The 19,306-nt window shown below is 64.2% G+C and carries 16 protein-coding genes; 8 read left to right on the top strand and 8 right to left on the bottom strand.

The features are described from left to right. Nucleotides 1-52: 52 nt before the first annotated feature. Nucleotides 53-1,141: a citrate synthase/methylcitrate synthase gene (locus tag NKJ91_RS06355; RefSeq protein WP_352454869.1), complete on the bottom strand. Its 1,089-nt coding sequence runs from the start codon at nt 1,139-1,141 to the stop codon at nt 53-55. 92 nt (nt 1,142-1,233) lie between these two features. Here NKJ91_RS06355 and NKJ91_RS06360 point away from each other — a divergent pair, with 92 nt between their 5' ends. Beyond that, complete coding sequence (locus tag NKJ91_RS06360; protein ID WP_352454870.1) at nt 1,234-2,382, top strand: citrate/2-methylcitrate synthase; 1,149 nt, start codon at nt 1,234-1,236, stop codon at nt 2,380-2,382. Between the two features lie 68 nt (nt 2,383-2,450). On the opposite strand, the gene phaR is transcribed toward NKJ91_RS06360, so the two are convergent. Next, on the bottom strand, nt 2,451-3,059 hold the full coding sequence (phaR, locus tag NKJ91_RS06365; protein WP_352454871.1) for a polyhydroxyalkanoate synthesis repressor PhaR: 609 nt from the start codon (nt 3,057-3,059) through the stop codon (nt 2,451-2,453). Nucleotides 3,060-3,337: 278 nt separating this feature from the next. Between phaR and NKJ91_RS06370 the strand changes: the two genes are divergently transcribed. The 6 genes from NKJ91_RS06370 (at nt 3,338) to NKJ91_RS06395 (ending at nt 11,325) form a co-directional block, all read left to right on the top strand. Beyond that, complete coding sequence (locus NKJ91_RS06370) at nt 3,338-4,522, top strand: acetyl-CoA C-acetyltransferase (protein WP_352454872.1); 1,185 nt, start codon at nt 3,338-3,340, stop codon at nt 4,520-4,522. 104 nt (nt 4,523-4,626) lie between these two features. Continuing rightward, the gene (gene phbB, locus NKJ91_RS06375) at nt 4,627-5,352 is read left to right on the top strand and encodes an acetoacetyl-CoA reductase (protein ID WP_023678447.1); all 726 of its coding nucleotides are present in this window, start codon (nt 4,627-4,629) and stop codon (nt 5,350-5,352) included. A 731-nt stretch (nt 5,353-6,083) separates the two neighbouring features. Next, nucleotides 6,084-9,488, top strand: coding sequence for a helicase-related protein (locus NKJ91_RS06380; RefSeq protein ID WP_352454873.1), 3,405 nt, complete (start codon nt 6,084-6,086; stop codon nt 9,486-9,488). Nucleotides 9,489-9,500: 12 nt separating this feature from the next. Then, nucleotides 9,501-9,887 (top strand): RNA-binding S4 domain-containing protein, encoded by a 387-nt coding sequence (locus NKJ91_RS06385; RefSeq protein WP_023680553.1) that lies wholly within the window; start codon nt 9,501-9,503, stop codon nt 9,885-9,887. Between the two features lie 149 nt (nt 9,888-10,036). Further along, nucleotides 10,037-10,375, top strand: coding sequence for a ferredoxin FdxA (fdxA, locus tag NKJ91_RS06390; protein WP_352452512.1), 339 nt, complete (start codon nt 10,037-10,039; stop codon nt 10,373-10,375). A 368-nt stretch (nt 10,376-10,743) separates the two neighbouring features. Beyond that, nucleotides 10,744-11,325, top strand: a complete 582-nt coding sequence (locus NKJ91_RS06395; RefSeq protein WP_006327799.1) for a CarD family transcriptional regulator — start codon at nt 10,744-10,746, stop codon at nt 11,323-11,325. 79 nt (nt 11,326-11,404) lie between these two features. Here NKJ91_RS06395 and NKJ91_RS06400 read toward each other — a convergent pair whose 3' ends face one another. The 3 genes from NKJ91_RS06400 to NKJ91_RS06410 form a co-directional block, all read right to left on the bottom strand. Continuing rightward, nucleotides 11,405-12,175, bottom strand: coding sequence for an amino acid ABC transporter ATP-binding protein (locus tag NKJ91_RS06400; protein ID WP_352452513.1), 771 nt, complete (start codon nt 12,173-12,175; stop codon nt 11,405-11,407). After that, nucleotides 12,172-12,852, bottom strand: a complete 681-nt coding sequence (locus NKJ91_RS06405) for an ABC transporter permease subunit (protein WP_023721020.1) — start codon at nt 12,850-12,852, stop codon at nt 12,172-12,174. The genes NKJ91_RS06400 and NKJ91_RS06405 overlap by 4 nt, the downstream gene beginning before the upstream one ends. A gap of 122 nt (nt 12,853-12,974) precedes the next feature. Then, nucleotides 12,975-13,748 carry an amino acid ABC transporter substrate-binding protein gene (locus NKJ91_RS06410; RefSeq protein WP_352454874.1) on the bottom strand — a complete coding sequence of 258 codons (774 nt, stop codon included), beginning with the start codon at nt 13,746-13,748 and terminating at the stop codon, nt 12,975-12,977. Between the two features lie 325 nt (nt 13,749-14,073). Here NKJ91_RS06410 and NKJ91_RS06415 point away from each other — a divergent pair, with 325 nt between their 5' ends. After that, entirely contained in the window at nt 14,074-14,931 is an 858-nt protein-coding gene (locus NKJ91_RS06415) for an RNA polymerase factor sigma-32 (protein ID WP_023680558.1), read from the top strand. Nucleotides 14,932-14,944: 13 nt separating this feature from the next. Here the strand turns inward: NKJ91_RS06415 and NKJ91_RS06420 are convergent, their stop codons facing one another. The 3 genes from NKJ91_RS06420 to thiP all read right to left on the bottom strand — a co-directional run bounded on the left by NKJ91_RS06420 (nt 14,945) and on the right by thiP (nt 19,076). Beyond that, entirely contained in the window at nt 14,945-16,414 is a 1,470-nt protein-coding gene (locus NKJ91_RS06420; protein WP_352454875.1) for a M48 family metalloprotease, read from the bottom strand. 254 nt (nt 16,415-16,668) lie between these two features. Further along, complete coding sequence (gene thiQ, locus NKJ91_RS06425; RefSeq protein WP_352454876.1) at nt 16,669-17,460, bottom strand: thiamine ABC transporter ATP-binding protein; 792 nt, start codon at nt 17,458-17,460, stop codon at nt 16,669-16,671. Beyond that, on the bottom strand, nt 17,457-19,076 hold the full coding sequence (gene thiP, locus NKJ91_RS06430) for a thiamine/thiamine pyrophosphate ABC transporter permease (RefSeq protein ID WP_352454877.1): 1,620 nt from the start codon (nt 19,074-19,076) through the stop codon (nt 17,457-17,459). Before thiP ends, thiQ begins: the two co-directional genes overlap by 4 nt. Nucleotides 19,077-19,306 lie beyond the last annotated feature (230 nt).

Below are 19,306 nucleotides of genomic sequence, written 5' to 3' on the forward strand. Positions count from 1 at the left end.
TCCGGCACCGGCTGTTGCGACCGGTTTTCGCAAGTATGCGAGGGAAAAATCCTCAGGCGACGAGGTCTGGGACCGGCCCGATATAGCGCGACTGCGGCCGGATCAGCCGTCCGCTCGTCTGCTGCTCGCGCGCATGGGCAATCCAGCCGGCGACGCGCCCGGCAGCAAAGACATTGGTGAACGCCTCTTTCGGAAAGCCCGCCGCTTCCAGCAGAAGTGCTGTGAAGAACTCGACATTGGTCTGGAGCGAGCGCGACGGCTTGGCGATGCGAAGCACTTCGAGCGCCGCTTGCTCCACGCTTTCGGCAAACGCCAGCCGGTGGCCGGCTTCGCCCTTGGCGCCGAGTTGCCGCACCACCGCTTTCAGCACGTCGGCACGCGGATCGCGCACACGGTAGATGCGATGCCCGAAGCCCATGATGCGGCGGCCGCGCGCGATCTCGTCGCGCAGCCAGCCGGCGGCGTCGCCATGCGCCTCGATCGCATCCAGCATCTCGATCACCGGACCTGGCGCGCCGCCATGCAGCGGCCCCTTGAGCGCTCCGAGCCCGGCCAGCACCGCCGAAGTAAGCCCGGCCTGCGTCGAAGCGACCACGCGCGCGGCGAAGGTCGATGCGTTGAGGCCGTGGTCGCAAACCGTCATGAGATAGGCATCGAGCGCCTTCGCCAATTTAGGCGAGGCCACAATGCCGGTCAGCATCCGCAGCATGTCGGCTGAATGATCGGCCTTGCTATCAGGCGCAATCGGGCTTTCGCCGCGCTGCAAGCGCAGCAAGGCCGGCGTCAGCACGGCAGGTGCCGCAACCAGCCGCAGCGCGTCCGACAATTTGTCACCATCCGGCAGCAGGGCAATACCGGCGCGCATCGCGCTGTAGATATCGACGGATGCGAGAAACGGCAGCAAGGGTGTGATCTGCTCGAACACTTCGCTGCGCGCCCGACCGATCGCGTTCGCCAGCTCCCTGCCGTCGGGAAGATCGTCGAAAAAGCCGTCGAACAGCAGATGAACCACCTCGGCGTATTTCCAGCGGCCTGCCAGTTCGGGCAACGAATGGCCCCGGATGGTCAGGCGGCCACCAAGACCGTCGACATCGGAGAGCACCGTTTCCGCCGCCACCACATCATCGAGCCCATTCGCCATTGGTTTTCTCCTTGACCCTTTCCGGGTGGTAGATAAGGGTTGGTGACTGGACCATCAATCTTGATCAACGGAATCAACATGACAAGGCTGACATGACGGAGTGGCTGACGCGGGACGAAGCCCTGGAGCGTCTCAAGGTGCGAGCCCAGACCCTCTATGCCTATGTCAGCCGCGGACGCATCGGCGTGCGGCCGGACCGGGCGGATCCACGCCGCAGCCAGTATCGCGCCGACGACATCGCGGCGCTGGCGAGCCGCCGGGCTCGTGGCCGAAATCCCCAGGCAATCGCCGAAAGTGCAATTGCCTGGGGTGAGCCGGCGATCGCCACCACGATCTCGACCGTTTTGCATGGCCGCCTTGTCTATCGCGGCCAGGATGCGGTTGCTCTCTGCGAGGCTGCCACGCTGGAGCAGACGGCAAACCTGCTTTGGGCATCTGGCGCACCAGTGTCGTTCGTCTCGGCGAGCCGCCATGGCAACGGCGCAACTGGCCGGCCGGCTGCCTTCGCGGAATTGGCCGCGTTGGCGGCCAACGGCCGGCCTTCGCTCGGCCGAAGATCGGCTTCGCTCAACCACGATGCGGCCGGCGCCATCGCCGCTTTGGCCCAGGCGCTCGGCGCGATTCCCGGAACTGGTGCCGTGCACGAAAGGCTGGCGCGGGGATGGTCGCTCGATGCGGCCGGCGCAGACTTGATCCGCCGCTCACTCGTGCTGTTGGCCGATCACGAATTGAACGCATCGACCTTCGCCGCACGGGTCGCCGCGTCCACCGGCGCACCTGTTTCGGCCTGCCTGCTTGCCGGCCTCGCCACGCTCTCCGGGCCGCGTCATGGCGGCGCCGCGGAGGCGGTCATGATGCTGGCGGAGGATGCGCAGAGATTGGGGCCGGATGCGGCTGTCGGACGCTGGCTCGGTCACGACAGGCCGCTGCCCGGATTTGGCCATCCGCTTTATCCCGACGGCGATCCGCGTGCGGAACCGTTGCTGGCCGCGATAGATGTCGATGATGGGCTGTTACGGCTTTGCGATGTGGCCTTTGCGGCAACGGGCATGCGCCCGAACGTCGATTTCGCCTTGGCTGCGCTGACGCGCGGCCTCCGTTTGCCGTCCGATGCGCCGTTCCGCCTGTTCGCGCTCGGCCGCAGCGTCGGCTGGGCCGCGCATGCCGTGGAGCAGGTGACGAGCAGCGGCCTGATCCGGCCACGCGCCCGCTACCAGGGACCGCTGCCGGAGCAGCTCTAGCCGCGCTGCTTGCGAAGTCTCAGCGGCACCTGAAGGAAGGTTCGACGCTGCACTTCGCCAGCCGGCAGTCAGGACATCGTGTCGAGCTTGCGCTGCATGGCGGCGATCTGCTCCTTCAGCTCCTGAAGGTCGTCGGGTTTTTCCGGCGTTTCCTTCCTGGCCGGTTCGGCCGGCGCTGCTGCCGGCGCCGAGCCCGCGGACGGGAACGGCGTGAACAGCCGCATGGCGTTCTGGAACATTTCCATGTTGCGCCGCGTCTGCTCCTCCAGCACCTTGATCGGCGTAGCGATCTTCATCATGTCCATCGGCGACTTGCCGAGGGCATCTTTCATCTGCTCGCGAAAGCGCTCCTGCTCCTTCGAGAAGGCCAGCATCGACTGCTCGAGAAAGCTCGGCACGATCATCTGCATCTGGTCGCCATAATAGGCGATGAGCTGACGCAGGAACGGGATCGGCAGCATGTTCTGCCCGTCCTTGTTCTCCAGCTCGAAGATGATCTGGGTCAGTACCGGATGCGTGATGTCGTCACCGGTCTTGGCGTCCTGGACAGTAAAGTCCTCGCCTCTTTTGACCATTTCAGCGAGATCCTCGAGCGTCACATAGGTGCTGGTGCCCGTATTGTAGAGACGGCGATTGGCATATTTCTTGATAACAATAGGTTCGTCTTTTGCGGCCATCTGCATCCTCCCCGGACACCGGGCAGCTTAAGTAAGCCGCCGGTAACGATTGCGCCTTTTTAAAGGATATGCGCAAAAGCGTCATGAATCCAAGCAGTTTGTGCAGTGCGGGAACATTTTATGCTGCGCAGCACGGATGGGCCGCCGTTGCAGCGACGGGCGACATGCTTGCGGCAGTGGGACGCCATGCCCATTTCGGGTTTGACTCGGGTTGTGGAAAGGGCAAGAAAAGTCCCCGACGGCACCCGAAATCGTTCCCCGAAAGCCTGGAGAAGAACATGTCCGCTTCCAACGCCATCGTTGTCGCCAGTGCAGCACGCACGCCCGTCGGCTCCTTCAACGGCGCCTTCGCCAACACCCCAGCCCATGAATTGGGTGCCGTCGCCGTCAGGGAAGCGCTGGTCCGTGCCGGCGTCGACGGCAAGGAGGTGGACGAGGTCATCCTCGGCCAGATCCTGACCGCGGCTCAAGGGCAGAACCCGGCGCGGCAGGCGGCAATGGTTGCCGGCGTACCGCAGGAGGCGACCTCCTGGGGCCTGAACCAGCTCTGCGGCTCCGGCTTGCGCGCCATCGCGCTCGGCATGCAGCAGATCGCCCAGGGCGACGCGAGGATCATCGTTGCCGGCGGCCAGGAATCGATGTCGATGGCTCCGCATGCACAGCATCTGCGCGGTGGCGTCAAGATGGGCGATTTCAAGCTGATCGACACCATGATCAAGGACGGCCTGACCGATGCCTTCTATGGCTATCATATGGGCAACACCGCTGAGAACGTCGCCCGCCAGTTCCAGATCACCCGCGACGACCAGGACCAGTTCGCACTGGCTTCCCAGAACAAGGCCGAGGCCGCGCAGAAAGCCGGGAAATTCAAGGACGAGATCGTTGCCTTTACAGTCAAGGGCAGGAAGGGCGACACCGTAGTCGACCAGGATGAATACATCCGCCACGGCGCGACAATCGATGCCATGACCAAGCTCAAGCCCGCCTTCGACAAGGAAGGCACGGTGACTGCTGCCAATGCTTCCGGCATCAACGACGGCGCCGCCGCCGTGGTGCTGATGACCGAAGCGGAAGCCGCAAGGCGCGGCATCACACCGCTGGTGCGTATCGTTTCCTGGGCGACCGCCGGTGTCGACCCGCAGATCATGGGGACGGGACCGATCCCCTCCTCGCGCAAGGCGCTGGCCAAGGCCGGCTGGTCGGTTGGCGACCTCGATCTGGTCGAAGCCAACGAGGCCTTTGCCGCGCAGGCCTGCGCCGTCAACAAGGACATGGGCTGGGATCCGGCCATCGTCAACGTCAATGGCGGCGCCATCGCCATCGGCCATCCGGTCGGCGCCTCGGGCGCCCGCATCTTCAACACGCTGGTCTACGAGATGCGCCGCAGAAGTGCCAAGAAAGGCCTTGCCACGCTGTGCATCGGCGGCGGCATGGGTGTTGCCATGTGCGTGGAAGCATTGTGATGAGATAAGCGATACGACTAGGATGCTGGCGCAAAGCGAGTAGGGAATAGAGGGCAAACCCCACCGCTTCAACGCTCAGTCATCTGCATTTCCCGGGAGGACATATGACAAAGGTTGCAATCGTCACAGGCGGGTCGCGCGGCATCGGCGCGGCGATATCGGTCGCCTTGAAAAGCGCCGGCTATTCGGTCGCCGCAAACTACGCCGGCAATGAAGAAGCGGCGGCAAAGTTCAAGGCCGCGACCGGCATCCCGGTCTATAAATGGTCCGTCGCCGACTACGAGGCCTGCGCCGCCGGCATCAAACAGATCGAAGCCGATCTCGGTCCCGTCTCGGTGCTGGTCAACAATGCAGGCATCACTCGCGACGCGATGTTCCACAAGATGACGCGCGAGCAATGGAAAGAGGTCCTCGACACCAACCTTTCCGGCGTCTTCAACATGACGCATCCATTGTGGGGCGGTATGCGCGACCGCAAGTTCGGTCGCATCATCACCATCTCCTCGATCAACGGCCAGAAAGGCCAGGTCGGCCAGGTCAATTATTCGGCCTCGAAGGCCGGCGATATCGGCTTCACCAAGGCACTGGCCCAGGAAGGCGCGCGCGCCGGCATCACCGTCAACGTCATTTGCCCCGGCTACATCGCCACCGAGATGGTCAAGGCAATGGACGAGAAGGTCCTCAACGAGCGCGTCATCCCGCACATCCCGGTCGGCCGTCTCGGCGAGCCGGAGGAGATCGCGCGCTGCGTCGTCTTCCTCGCTTCCGACGATGCCGGTTTCATCACCGGCTCGACCATATCAGCCAATGGCGGCCAGTACATCGCCTGATCGTTTATCTTTACGTTGAGACAGATACGCGCTTGGACGAACGGGCCTGCAAAACGGCCCGTTTCTATAGCGGTCTTCCCGTTGCAAGATTTCGATGCAGCACGCTGCCCCAATCCGGCACGCAAAGGTTAACGGCAAACTCACAGCCTGTGCAAAAACCGCCCGGCAGCCTGTGGATTCTCGGTAGAAAAGCTGTTCACAACACAACATGCTGCGGTGAACAAACCAAGAAACTTCGGCTATCTCTGATTCGTCGCCGATTCGTTCCGGCTTTGAGCGGAACGTTAACGGCGAGAGCTGAAAACACCCTCGAAAAGATTAAAGCGCATTAGGAAACATCAATAATTTCATAATGTTGTGCGAAGCAGATTGGCCGGCCACGACCATTCACCGGCAAAGGTTAACCGCAGTGCTCGCTTGGATGCCACTTGCATAAATCGGGCCAGTTTCCGTGATTCAGCATGTGGTGAGGTACGCCGACAGAAAACCCAGATGTAGCCGTGAACAAACCCTGAATCAGCGCGAGTCAGTGATTCGTCGCTGATTCGTTCCAGACTCGTTCCAACTGTTAATCGGGAACAGATTTTCTGGCTTCGAACCAACCAATCGGCCTGCCCTCGGCATATTCCGCTTTCGCTTCGTGCCCGAAATCCCTATGTGTCGCCTGTCATACGCGGCCAATATGGGCGCGCTCCCGACAATGCGAGGCAGAGAGCCTTATTTCCAGGCCGATGAACATCTATCCGAAACACACTGAACCGCTGATCCTGTCGGGTCGAGACGTGACGGCCGTGCTCGGCCCGACCAATACCGGCAAGACCCATCTCGCGATCGAGCGCATGGTGGCGCACGAAAGCGGCGTCATCGGCCTGCCGCTCAGGCTGCTTGCCCGCGAGGTCTATGCGCGCGTCTGCGAGAAGGTCGGCGCCCATAAGGTTGCGCTCATCACCGGCGAGGAAAAGATCCAGCCGGCGGGCGCGAAATACTCGGTCTGCACCGTGGAAGCGATGCCGCGCGAGACCGACGCCGCCTTCGTTGCCATCGACGAGGTCCAGCTCGCCGGCGATCTCGAACGCGGCCACATCTTCACCGATCGCATCCTGCATCTGCGCGGCCGCCAGGAGACGCTGCTGCTGGGTGCGGCCACCATGCACGGCATCCTGCAGCGCCTGCTGCGGGGCGTGTCGGTGGTGACCCGGCCACGCCTGTCGCATCTTGCCTATGTCGGCTCGAAGAAGCTGACCCGCCTGCCGCGGCGCACCGCGATCGTCGCCTTCTCGGCCGACGAGGTCTATGCCATCGCCGAGCTGATCCGCCGCCAGCAGGGCGGTGCCGCCGTCGTGCTCGGCGCACTCAGCCCGCGCACCCGCAACGCCCAGGTGGCGCTGTTCCAGTCGGGCGACGTCGACTACCTCGTCGCCACCGACGCCATCGGCATGGGCCTCAACCTCGACCTCGACCACGTCGCCTTCGCCCAGAACCGCAAATTCGACGGCTACCAGTACCGCAACCTGACGGCGGCCGAGCTCGGCCAGATTGCCGGCCGCGCCGGCCGGCATCTGCGCGACGGCACCTTCGGCGTCACCGGCCAGGTCGATCCGCTGGATGATGAACTGGTCAACAAGATCGAGGCGCATGATTTCGATCCGGTGAAAGTGCTGCAGTGGCGTACCGCGCATTTCAATTTCGCCAGCCTCGATGCGCTGAAGCGCTCGATCGAGACCAACGCCCCGGTCGAAGGCCTGACGCGCGCACTGCCGGCAGTAGACGCGCAGGCGCTCGAGCATCTGTCGCGCGACGACGACATCCGGGCACTCACCACCGATACCAGGCGCGTGGCGCTGCTTTGGGAAGCCTGCGCGCTGCCCGACTACAGGAAGATCGCGCCGGCCCAGCATGCCGACTTGATCGCCTCCATCTACATGGACCTTGCCAGGCATGGCCATGTCGACGAGAACTACATGGCCGAGCAGGTGCGCCGTGCCGACACAACCGAAGGCGACATCGACACGCTGTCGCACAGGATTGCCCAGATCCGCACATGGACCTTCGTCTCCAACCGGCCCGGCTGGCTGGCCGATCGGGCACACTGGCAGGAAAAGACGCGCGAAATCGAAGACAGATTGTCGGATGCGCTGCATGAGCGGTTGACGAAACGTTTTGTAGACCGCAGGACTTCCGTCCTCATGCGGCGCCTTAGAGAAAACACGATGCCTGAAGCCGAAATCAGCCCAACCGGAACCGTCCTCGTCGAAGGCCATCACGTCGGCGAGTTGCAAGGTTTCCGCTTCACCGCCGACCAGAGTGCCGGCGGTGAAGACGCCAAGGCGGTGCGGGCGGCGGCGCAGAAGGCGCTTGCCGCCGAGTTCGAGGCGCGGGCCGAGCGCTTTGGCGCCTCGGCCAATGGCGACATCGCGCTGGGTTCGGATGGCACGCTGCGCTGGATCGGCGCCCCGATCGGCACGTTGGTTGCCGGCGAAGACGCTTTGAAGCCGCGTCTCGTTCTGCTGGCCGACGAGCAACTCACCGGCCCGGCCCGCGACAAGGTTGCGGCGCGCGCCGAGCGCTTCGTCAATTTCCAGATCGAATCCCTGCTGAAGCCGCTGGTCGATCTCAAGAATGCCGAGCAGATCACCGGCATCGGCCGCGGCATCGCTTTCCAGCTTGTCGAGCATCTCGGCCTCATCAACCGTCGCGACATCGCCGACGAGATGAAGTCGCTCGACCAGGAAGGCCGCGCGGCGCTTCGCCGTCTCGGAGTGCGCTTCGGCGCCTACCATGTCTTCGTGCCGGCGCTGATCAAACCGGCGCCGGCCGGGCTGATAACGCTGCTGTGGGCGCTGAGAAACGACGGCAAGGACAAGCCCGGCTTCGGCGATGTCGTTCACGCACTGGCCTCCGGCCGCACCTCGGTGGTCATCGATCCGACCTTCGACAAGACCTTCTACAAGCTTGCCGGCTACCGCAATCTTGGCCGGCGTGCTGTACGCGTCGATATTCTCGAACGGCTGGCCGACCTGATCCGGCCGGCGACCAACTGGAAGCCGGGCCTCGGCCCTCGCCCCGACGGCGCCTATGACGGCCAGTCCTTCATGGTGACGCCGCCGATGATGTCGATTCTCGGCGCCACCGCCGACGACATGGAAGAAATCCTGAAGGGACTCGGCTATCGCGCCGATGCCAAACCGGCGGCCGAGGTCAAGGCGCGGCTCGACGCACAAGACAATGCCGCACGTGAAGCTGCCGCTGCAAAGCAGGCCGAAGAGGCTGCGCGAGTCGAGCAGGCGAGGATGGCGGAAGCATCTGCCGCGGCAGAGCCGCCGGCGGAGGCTTCGGAACCTGTGTCGGATGCGGCTCCTGTTGCGGAGGCGGCGGCCGAAGCTGTGACCGAAGCGACGGCAGAGCCTGTCGCGGAAGCTCCAGCCCCTGAAGCTGCGGCAGAAGTCACGCAAGAGACCCAGCCCGCCGCCGAAGCGACCGCTGAAGCGCCTGCGGAACCAGCGGCTGAGCCAAGGGCGGAACTCGGGGCGGAACCTGGGGCTACGACACCGGCAGAGCCGCCGGTTTTCGAAACTATGGAAACATCGCCGGCCGAACCTGCAGCGACGGCAGGAGCCGTCGCCGGCGAAGCTGCTCCAGAAGCCGAGGAGCCAAAACCCATCCTGTTATGGCGGCAGGGTCGTTTCGACCAGCGCCCGCGTCATCGCCAGCATGACAACCGCCCCCGGGACAATCATCGGGACGGTCGCGCGCGCAACGGTCAAGCTGCGCCCGACAGCCGCAGCGATGCGCCGGTAGATGCCGGCGGGCAAGCGACGCCGGGCGACCGGCCCGCCCGTCAAGGGCGCCACGACCAGCGCGACGGCGCCGGCAAGCCGCGCTTCGATCGCAGCAAGTTCAAGCCCAGGCCGCAAGGCGAGGCGGCAGATCAGCGCGCCGGCAAGCCGCAAGGTGAACGCCCGGACCGGCGCGAAAACCGGCCCGACTGGAAGGCTGGCCGGCAGGACGGCAAAGGCGGCGCCCAAGGCGCAAAACCCGCCTTCCAGCCAAAGCCGCGTGAGGAACGCCCGGTCCGCTTCGACCCGGACTCGCCCTTCGCCAAGCTCGCCGCGTTGCGCGACCAGCTGAAGAAGTAAGCTGCTCGTCCAATGGTCACTGATGCCCGCCAGCGCATCGACAAGTGGCTGTTCTTCTCGCGCGCGGTAAAATCGCGCACGCTGGCAGCCAAGCTGGTCGTCGCCGGACGCGTCCGCATCAATCGCGACAAAGCAGCGCAGGCCTCCGACACGGTCCGGCCGGGCGACGTTTTGACCATCACGCTGGAGCGGCGGATCTTCGTCTGGAAAGTCCTTGGCACCGGCGTACGGCGTGGCCCGGCCGAAGAGGCCCGCCTGCTCTACGAGGACATGTCGCCGCCCCCCGCGCCCAAGGGCGAGGCGCTTCCGGATGCGGTGCCGCCGTTGCGCGAGGCCGGCAGCGGTCGCCCGACGAAAAAGGAACGCCGCCAGACCGACCACCTGCTCGGCGACGATTGAGCAAGGTCGAACGCCCGCTTTGCCGGCCTTCCGGAATTCCATTCCGGAAACCGCGGCACCGCTGGCAGGGGCCGCCCTTGCCACCAGCGGACAAAGGCGTTACCTCACCAAAAAAGGCCCAACAAAATGGGACGTCCCGGAGCCGACCAATGACCTATGTCGTGACCGACAATTGCATAAAATGCAAATACATGGACTGCATCGAGGTCTGTCCGGTCGACTGCTTCTACGAAGGTGAGAACATGCTCGTCATCCACCCGGACGAGTGCATCGATTGCGGCGTCTGTGAACCGGAATGCCCGGCCGACGCGATCAAGCCCGACACCGAGTCGGGCCTCGACAAATGGCTGCAGATCAACACCGAATATGCCGACAAATGGCCCAACATCACCGCCAAGAAGGAGCCGCCGGCCGACGCCAAAAATTTCGATGGCGAAACTGGCAAGTTCGAGAAATATTTCTCCCCCGAGCCCGGTGAAGGCGACTGACGAGCCTGCCGGCTGCGGCGGCCTGACGCCGCGTAACAGACGTGATACATTAACTGCCTTGACAGGCGGCGACGGCGCGTGGCCTTCGCGCGTGCAGCAAAACCTTGATTCTTCCGACTTTTTGTGTTATATCAACCAAACATGCCGGTGACACAACGTCGATTTATGGCGCAAACGCCCCAAATCACTGAAAGGTGAATTTCTCAATCCGGACCAGAGCGATCTGGGCCAGGCGGTCGCAATGTTGCGATTTGCCGGTCCTGGCCTTTCCGGTGAGTTCATCGTTGTGTGGCTAAGGACCGGTCACCCCGGTCGCACGAGTTCGGGCCGGCACGATGCCGGTACCACAACAAGGAGTTCAGGGCGTAATGGCAACGATCACCCCGCAGAAGAAGTCCACCGCAGCGCGCCACGGTTTCAAGACTGGCGAGTACATCGTTTATCCGGCGCATGGTGTCGGCCAGATCGTCTCGATCGATGAGCAGGAAGTCGCGGGCCACAAGCTGGAGCTGTTCGTCATCGACTTCCAGAAGGACAAGATGCGCCTCAAGGTGCCGGTCGCCAAGGCGACCTCGATCGGCATGCGCAAGCTGTCGGAAGAGGATTATGTCGAGCGCGCGCTGAAGGTCGTGCAGGGCCGCGCCCGCGTCAAGCGCACCATGTGGTCACGCCGTGCCCAGGAATATGATGCCAAGATCAACTCCGGCGATCTGATCTCGATCTCGGAAGTGGTGCGCGACCTTTACCGCGCCGATAACCAGCCGGAGCAGTCCTATTCCGAGCGCCAGCTCTACGAGGCGGCCCTCGACCGCATGGCCCGCGAGATCGCGGCCGTCAACCGCATGTCGGAGACCGAAGCGGTCCGTCTCATCGAGGTGAACCTCAACAAGGGCCCGAAGCGCGGCGCCAAGGCCGACAACGAGGAAGCCGAGCAGGAAGAAGCTGCTTGAGCTTTTCTCGTCTTCGAATTCAGAAAAACCCGGCCTCGCGCCGGGTTTTTTTGTCTTAGCTGACCGGCGACGGGCATATCTAACCTTCGCCGCCCTCCCTTTCCGCCTCGTGCTTCAGCGTGGCAATGAACCGCTTGGTCCGCTGGCGTTCCGGGTTGCTGAACAGCACCGCGGCCGGGCCTTGTTCGACGATGTTGCCGGCATCGAGGAACACCACTTCCCGCGCGATCTTGGAGGCGAGCCGCAGGTCATGCGTCGCCATCACCATGGTCGTGCCCTCGCTGGCGAGCTTGCCGAGCACGTCGACCACCTCCTGCGCCAGTTCCGGATCGAGTGCCGAGGTCGGCTCGTCGCAGAGCAGGACCTTCGGCGAAGGCGCCAGCGCCCGGGCAATCGCCACGCGCTGCTGCTGGCCACCTGACAGGGTCGCCGGCCAGGCATCGGCCTTGTGCGCCATGCCGACTTTTTCGAGCAGGGCCAGCGCCCGTTCGCGCGCCCTCTCCTTGGGCCATTTCAGCACCGTCACCAGCCCCTCCATGATGTTCTCGATCGCAGTGCGATGCGGAAACAACTGGAAATTCTGGAACACCATGCCGGTCTGCAGCCGCAGCCGCTGGATATCCCTGGTCGAGACCCTGCCGCCGGGGTGGAATTCGAGTGCATCGTCGCCGATCCGTACCGTGCCTGAAGTCGGCAGCTCGAGCAGGTTGATGCAGCGCAAAAGCGTGCTCTTCCCTCCGCCCGACGGCCCGACAAGCGCCGTAACGCTGCCTTCCTCGATGGTGACGGTGACGCCCTTCAGCACCAAATTGTCGCCGAAACGCTTTTCGATGTTGGTGAGGCCGATCATGCGCGCGCCTCCAGGAAGCCGCCATAACGGTTGAGCCGCGTTTCCAGCCGCGCCTGCAAGGCCGACAGCACGGAGCTCATGACCAGATAGAGGGCCGCTGCCTCAACATAGAGGATCAGCGGCTCATAGGTGGTGGCGACGATGCGCTGCGCTGCCTGGAACATCTCGGGCACGGTGATGGCGGCGGCGAGCGAAGTGTCCTTGACCAGCGAGATGAAGGTGTTGGACAGCGGCGGCACCGCGACGCGCCCCGCCTGTGGAAGAATGGTGCGCCGCATTGCCTGGGCCCAGGTCATGCCGATCGAATAGGCCGCTTCCCACTGGCCCTTCGGTACCGAACCGATGACGGCGCGGATGATTTCCGACGAATAGGCGCCGATGTTCAAGGTGAAGCCGATCAGTGCTGCCGGAAAGGCGTCGAGCAGGATGCCGACCGATGGCAGGCCGTAGAAGATAAGGAACAGTTGCACGAGAAGCGGCGTGCCGCGGAAGATCCAGACGTAGAAGCGGACCACGGCGACCAGCGGTTTGGGACCGAACAGCCGGACAAGCGCCACGACCAGGCCGAGAACAAGACCGAATGCAAACGACAGCAGCGTCAACGGCACGGTGAAGATCAGTGCAGCCCACAGCAGCGTAGGCAGGGATTCCAGCATCAATTGCAGCCAGTGCGGCACGAAGGCTCCTCCTTGCCAGATTGCCGTCGCTCATATCACGCGAAAGCGGCGGGCCGTCGAAAGACAGCTCGCCGCGATACGAACGACGCGGGCCGGCATTCGGCCCACACGAGAAAGCCGTTTTACTTCGAAACGTCCTGGCCGAAATAGGTGTCGGCGATTTTCTTGTAGGTGCCGTCGGCCTTGATGTCGGCCAGCGCCTTATTGATGGCGGCCACCAGTTCCGGATCGCCCTTGCGCACGATGACGCCGGAATAGTCGGCGTTTTCTTCCTGGGCGGCAATCTTCACATTGGCGTCGGGCTTGTGCTTCTTGAAGTCGAGGAAGGACAGGCTGTCGTTGATGGTGGCGTCGGCGCGGCCCGTAAGAAGCAGCTGGATCGACTGGTCGAAGCCGTCGGTGCCGACGAGTTCGGCGCCGTTGGTTTCAGCCAGCTTGCCGAAGTTCGAAGTCAGCGATTGCGCCGCTTTCTTGCCCTTGAGATCGGCGAAGCTCTTAATATCGGTGTTGTCGCCGCGCACGATCAGCACCGCCTTGGAGGCGATGTAGGGATCCGAAAAGTCATATTTGGCCTTGCGCGCCTCGGTGATGCCGACCTCGTTGATGACGGCATCGTAGCGGTTGGCATCGAGACCGGCGATCAGCCCGTCCCATTTGCCTTCGAGGAACTGGGCTTTGACGCCGAGGCGCTCGGCGATGGCCCGCGCGATCTCGACGTCGAAGCCGACCAGCGCGCCGGAAGCATCATGATAGGTGAAGGGCGCATAGGTTCCTTCCGTGCCGACCTTGAAGACGCCGGACTGCTTGATCTGGTCGAGATTGGCGCCGGCGTGACCGGCGGCGATGGCCAGAACCTGCAGCGTTCCGGCGATGATGAGCGATTTGAGCCATTTCATTTTTCTGTGATCCCGTCCTTGGCCGATGTCCGGCGTCATTGCGAGTGCCGGAAAATGACAGATGCGCGATGCCAGAATAAGAAACTAAATTTCAAAAATCTCGCGCCCTTGAAATCCAATTCTCAACCAGCATCTCCGGGCGCCATCCGGCTGAGTCAAGGCCGGTGGCGAATCGCCTGGAACAGCGCAATCGACATGACAGTCCGGGGGAACATTCCCCCGCATGGCACGTTCTTCGCTGTTGTAGGGCGCGGCGCCGCCATTTCAACCATCGGCGCCAACTCACGATTCGATCGCACCGCAACGCCTGGAGCAGGAGCGCGGCATGATGGAAGACAGTGCAGGACGGACCATGGTTCGCGCGGCGATGAAAGCCCCTTATCTGGAACGTGACGAAGAGCATCTCCTGGCGCTGCGCTGGAAGGAAAACAATGACCAGCACGCGCTGCACCGCATCACCGTCGCGCATATGCGGTTGGTCATTTCCATGGCGTCGCGGTTTCGCCACTACGGCCTTCCGCTGGGCGACCTGATCCAGGAAGGCCATGTCGGGCTGCTGGAGGCAGCGGCCCGTTTCGAGCCCGAGCGCGAGGTGCGGTTCTCGACCTACGCGACTTGGTGGATTCGCGCCTCGATGCAGGACTATATCCTGCGCAACTGGTCGATCGTGCGCGGCGGCACGAGCTCGGCGCAAAAGGCGCTGTTCTTCAACCTGCGGCGTCTGCGCGCCCGCCTGGCAAACGGCGCCGAGCAGATGTCGAATGCCACGCTCTACCGCGAAGTGTCGGCGGCTCTCGGGGTATCGGAGGCCGATGTGGCGATGATGGATTCCCGCCTTTCGGCGCCGGACAGCTCGCTCAACACGCCGCTAGCCGACGATGCGGGCGCAACCGAGCGGATGGAGTTCCTGGTTTCGGATGACCCGCTGCCCGATGAGGTCGTCGGCGATACGATCGACGTCGAACGCCGCTCGGTGTGGCTGAAGACGGCACTCGGCGCTCTCAATGCGCGCGAGCTCAGGATTATCGAGGAGCGCCGGCTGAGCGACGAGGGCGCGACGCTCGAAGCGCTCGGCGAGACGCTCGGCATCTCCAAGGAACGTGTCCGGCAGATCGAGGCGCGCGCCATGGAAAAGCTCAAGGCGGCGCTGGTAAAGCAGAATCCGGAATTTCTCGCAGCCTGAATCGCGTCGGCTGCTATTTGTCGGTGACGATCTTGACCTTGTCGCCGGCCGAAACCGCGGCACCCGGCGACAGCGCGTTGAGCACCCTGAACAAATCCAGCTTGCGGTCGACGCCGACCATCTGTGCGGCCAGGGAGCCCATTGTCTGGCCGGGCTGCACCGTGACGATGCGGATACGCAGTGGCTTCAACGCCGCCTTCTCGGCAGCACTCAGGATGCGGAACGAGCCGCTGACCGAGCGCGCCACCGTGCTCAGCGAGGTGCTGGCCGAAGGTGCCGCGGTCAGCAAGCGGTAGACCTGGCCGCCGGCGCGGATCACCGCAATATCGAATTGCCAGCCGTCGGCGCCGGCATGCGCGGTTGCCGCTTCGTTGCCGTTGATCGTCTCCTGGCGCACGCTGCTGTCGTTGAGGCCGGCAACCCAACCGCTGCGGATGTAGTCGGTCAGCGAGCGGTTCTTGTCGATCGAAACGCCGTCGAAGCGGATCGCCATGTCGCCCGGGCCGGTCGCCGTCACCGCCGCCGCCGAATTGTCGATGACGAAGCCGTTGGGCACCGAGAACGACACGCCGAGGCCAGGGTGCAGGAAGGTTTCGCCGCGCACATAGCCTTCCTCCGGCGTGTCGCCGTAAAGTAGCCCGTCTACGCCGGCAAGAAATGAATCGCGGTCGCGCGACCCGACACCGGGCGCGCCGAACTGGCGGGCGTGGCGCTGCGCGAGGTCTATACGCTGCGGCGTGTTGGGGTGCGTCGCCAGGAAGTCGAGGCTGGCGTCGGTAGCGCCGCTGATTGAGCGGAAATCGGTATAGGCCGACATCGACTGCAGGAAGCGGCCGGCGGCGTAGGGATCGAAACCGGCTTCGCCGATCGACTTGATGCCGATGGCGTCGGCCTCCAGCTCCTGATTGCGCGAGAACTGGGCCAGCCTCAGCTTGCCGCGGATCAGCGCCGCCTTGGCCGTCGGGTTGTCGCCGAGCACATCCGAAACGACCTTGGTCGCCAACCCCTCCTCGGCTTCCAGCTGCTGGCGCTGCAGGCCGTGGTTGGCCGTAACGTGGCCCATCTCATGCGCGATGACGGCGGCAAGCTCGGCGGAATCGTTGGCCAGCGCCAGCAGCCCGCGGGTGATGTAGAGATAGCCGCCCGGCAGCGCGAAGGCATTGACGTTGGGCGAGTTGAGGATGGTGATGCGGTAGGTCTGGGTTGGGTTGGCCGACACCACTGTCAGTCTGCCGACGATCTTGGCCACCATGCGCTCGAGCTTGGGGTCGGAATACTCGCCGCCATAGGTGGCGAGGATGCGCGGGTGCTGCGCCTTCGCCAGTTGAGCGAGCTTGCCGTTGGCGGCGACATTGTCGACCGTGATCGGCTTGTCGGAGGGCTGGAAGCCCGATTCCTGCACGTCGGGAGGCGTGAACATCTGGCAGCTTGCCAGCGCCACGGCAAGACCGGCCAGCGCCAGAAAGCGCGCCAGCGGTTTCACCCTCCGATTGTCGATGCCGGTCGGCAGATCGGCGTCCTTTCAAGTCCTGGCACGTGACCGCGAAAATCGGGCGCGATTTCCGGAAAGCATCACGCGCAAAATCAAGTGCTACGGCGTCCTTCGTGCGTCCGACAGATACGAGGCAGCAAGGGCAAATCACGGTCTAGGCCGGACCAGCTCCTGGCGGACCTAGCCACACTACCTCGACCATGGCAAGCAAGCGCCGCTTCGCCTTCCGCCGGTTTGACCATAAATTATGTCCGCTTCCGGGCAACATCTCGTGATCCAACCGCAAACGGACCCGAGCCGATATAGCGTCGGAATGCCTCCGGTCCAGCCCCGACGAAAAAATCGGCCGCGGTGCCCGTCGCGGCAACCGTGCCACCATCCAGGAAAATCATGTTTTGGCCGATACGGCGCGCATCGTCCGGCTGGTGCGTGACGAATAGCACCGTCATGCGCTGCTCCGAATGGACGTCGGCCACCAGGTCGAGCATGTCGTCGCGCAGTGCCGGTCCGAGCGAAGCGAACGGCTCGTCGAGCAACAACACCGGCCGGTCGCGCACCAGGACACGGGCGAGCGCGACGCGCTGCCGCTCGCCGCCCGAGAGTTCGCGCGGCAGCCGGCTTTCCTTGCCGGCAAGGCCGACGCGCTTCAGCGCTGCGGCGATTGCGGCGCGGTCAGCCTCGCTCAGCCTGAGCGAAGACGAGCGGCCGAGCCCGACATTCTGCTCGAGGGAAAGATGGGCAAACAGGTTGTTTTCCTGGAACACCATCGATACCGGCCGCGCTGATGGCGGCGCAGTGCTGACTTCGGCGCCGCCGATCAGCACGCGGCCTGACCGCGGCGTCTCGAAGCCGGCCACCAGATTGAGCAGCGTCGACTTTCCCGAACCGCTCGGCCCCATGATGGCGGTGATTTCCGACGCCGGGAAATCGACATCGAATACAAGCGGCGTTTCACCATAGCTGAACGAGACATTATCGAGCCGCACGGCCGCGCCTTTTTCCACCGAAATGGACCGTTCCGGGCTGATCGGCATCATGATTTCTCGCTCCTTCCCAGCCAGTCCGCGGCCAACACCAGCGCCAGGCAGACAAGGCCGAGCAGCAGCGCCAGCCCGGCCGCATCCTCGGTGCGGTAACTGCCCATGCGCGCCAGCAGCAGATAGGGCAAGGTCTGCACGGAATCGCTGCCGAATAGCGCAATGACGCCGAGATCGCCGAGCGACAGCGCCATGGCGAAAGCGAAGCCGGTGGCGAGTGGCCTCCGTAGCGACGGCCAGTCGACCAGCCGCAACCGGTTCCAGCCCGAGATACCAAGCTGTGCACAGAGCCGTTCGTGGCGTTCGCTCGCCGCGTCATAGGCAGGGCGGATGGCGCGGATGGCGAACGGCATCGCCATCACCGCATTGACCGCAACGACCATGACAGGGGCGATCGCAAAGACATCGCCGACGGTGCGCAGGAGCAGGAACCAGCCGGCGCCGATGACGATGGGCGGCACCACCAGGACGAACCCCGCACCGGTGTCGGCCAGATGTTCGAGCAGTGTCCGCCGGCCTGTCCGCCGGGTGAGCGCCAGCGCCCGGCGCGCCATGACCAGCGACAGCGACAACGCCACAGAGAGCAGCGCCGATAGGAGGGAGAGCACGGCACTGGTCGCCGTCGCTTGCCGCACCGCGCTCTCGCCGGCCAGGCGGACGAGATCGGCGCCAAGCCCGGCTGCCAACGTGGCCGCCATCGGCCCGGCGACAAACAGCAGTGCCAGCCCGATCGCCAATGCGTTCAGCACGGTCTCGGCCGCACCGGCTGAAAAATACCGGCGCGGCGCCACCGGCAGATTGGCATCCCCGACCATATTGGCGCCGAGCCGCGTCAAGGCCAGCACGACGACGAAGGTCAGGGCAATCTGCAGCAGGGTCAGCGTCACAGCCCGCGCCGGGTCGAAGTCGAAACGCAGCGCCTGGTAGATGGCAACCTCCAGCGTGGTCGCGCTGGGTCCGCCGCCGAGCGTAAGCACGATGGTGAAGGAGGTGATGCACAGCATGAAAACGAGCCCGGCAACGCCCGGCAAGGCCGCACGCAGCGGCGGCCATTCGATCAGCCGGAAGGCCGGCACAGCACCCATGCCAAGCTGGCTCGCCAGCCGCCATTGGTCGGCCGGCACGGTCTGCAACGCCTCCAGGAACAGCCGCGTCGCCAGCGGCAGGTTGAAGAAGACATGGGCGACGAGTATGCCCGACAGGCCATAGATGCCGGGCCAGCTCTGGCCGCCTAGCGCGCCGAGCGTGCCGGCAAAATAGCCGGCGCGGCCATAGAGCGCCAAGACACCGAGTGCGGCAACAATGGCCGGCAGCGCCAGCGGCACGGCGAAAAGCTGGAGGATGAAGCCTCGCCCGAAAAAACGCGGATGCCGCGACAGGGCGCGCGCGACGAACAGCGCCGGTGCGACGGAGAGCAGGGTCGACAGCAGAGCCTGCCAGAGCGTGAAACGGACGACGCGCAAGAGATAGGAATCGAAAGCGGAGGCGGCGCCGGACAGGTCGCGTGTGGCTTCGACGACGAGCCCGGCGAATGCACCGCCGATCAGCAGCGCGATGGCGGCGAGCGCGACGATGCCGGCAGTGACGCGGGGATCGGCCGGATGACGCGTACGCATGTCGCGCTACCCGACACTACGACAGGTGTTGATCGAAGGAAATACCTGGCAATGGCCGAGCCCACCCCTCTCTGGCCTGCCGGCCATCTCCCCCTCAAGGGGGGAGATTGCGCACTCAGCCGCCTTCGCCAATCTCACAAGTGGCAGGACGAGGAGAGGCGACAAAGCTGCCGATCTCCCCCCTTGAGGGGGAGATGGCCGGCAGGCCAGAGGGGGGTGGCTTGGCGCAA

The organism is Mesorhizobium sp. M0040 (genome assembly GCF_040323505.1).
Lineage (GTDB): Bacteria > Pseudomonadota > Alphaproteobacteria > Rhizobiales > Rhizobiaceae > Mesorhizobium.

Coding starts and splice junctions, on each gene's coding strand:
- NKJ91_RS06380 (WP_352454873.1), top strand. CDS start 6,084: ATGAACATCTATCCGAAACACACTGAACCGCTGATCCTGTCGGGTCGA.
- NKJ91_RS06370 (WP_352454872.1), top strand. CDS start 3,338: ATGTCCGCTTCCAACGCCATCGTTGTCGCCAGTGCAGCACGCACGCCC.
- NKJ91_RS06410 (WP_352454874.1), bottom strand. CDS start 13,748: ATGAAATGGCTCAAATCGCTCATCATCGCCGGAACGCTGCAGGTTCTG.
- phaR (WP_352454871.1), bottom strand. CDS start 3,059: ATGGCCGCAAAAGACGAACCTATTGTTATCAAGAAATATGCCAATCGC.
- thiQ (WP_352454876.1), bottom strand. CDS start 17,460: ATGATGCCGATCAGCCCGGAACGGTCCATTTCGGTGGAAAAAGGCGCG.
- fdxA (WP_352452512.1), top strand. CDS start 10,037: ATGACCTATGTCGTGACCGACAATTGCATAAAATGCAAATACATGGAC.
- NKJ91_RS06415 (WP_023680558.1), top strand. CDS start 14,074: ATGATGGAAGACAGTGCAGGACGGACCATGGTTCGCGCGGCGATGAAA.
- NKJ91_RS06400 (WP_352452513.1), bottom strand. CDS start 12,175: ATGATCGGCCTCACCAACATCGAAAAGCGTTTCGGCGACAATTTGGTG.
- NKJ91_RS06395 (WP_006327799.1), top strand. CDS start 10,744: ATGGCAACGATCACCCCGCAGAAGAAGTCCACCGCAGCGCGCCACGGT.
- phbB (WP_023678447.1), top strand. CDS start 4,627: ATGACAAAGGTTGCAATCGTCACAGGCGGGTCGCGCGGCATCGGCGCG.
- NKJ91_RS06360 (WP_352454870.1), top strand. CDS start 1,234: ATGACGGAGTGGCTGACGCGGGACGAAGCCCTGGAGCGTCTCAAGGTG.
- thiP (WP_352454877.1), bottom strand. CDS start 19,076: ATGCGTACGCGTCATCCGGCCGATCCCCGCGTCACTGCCGGCATCGTC.
- NKJ91_RS06355 (WP_352454869.1), bottom strand. CDS start 1,141: ATGGCGAATGGGCTCGATGATGTGGTGGCGGCGGAAACGGTGCTCTCC.
- NKJ91_RS06385 (WP_023680553.1), top strand. CDS start 9,501: ATGGTCACTGATGCCCGCCAGCGCATCGACAAGTGGCTGTTCTTCTCG.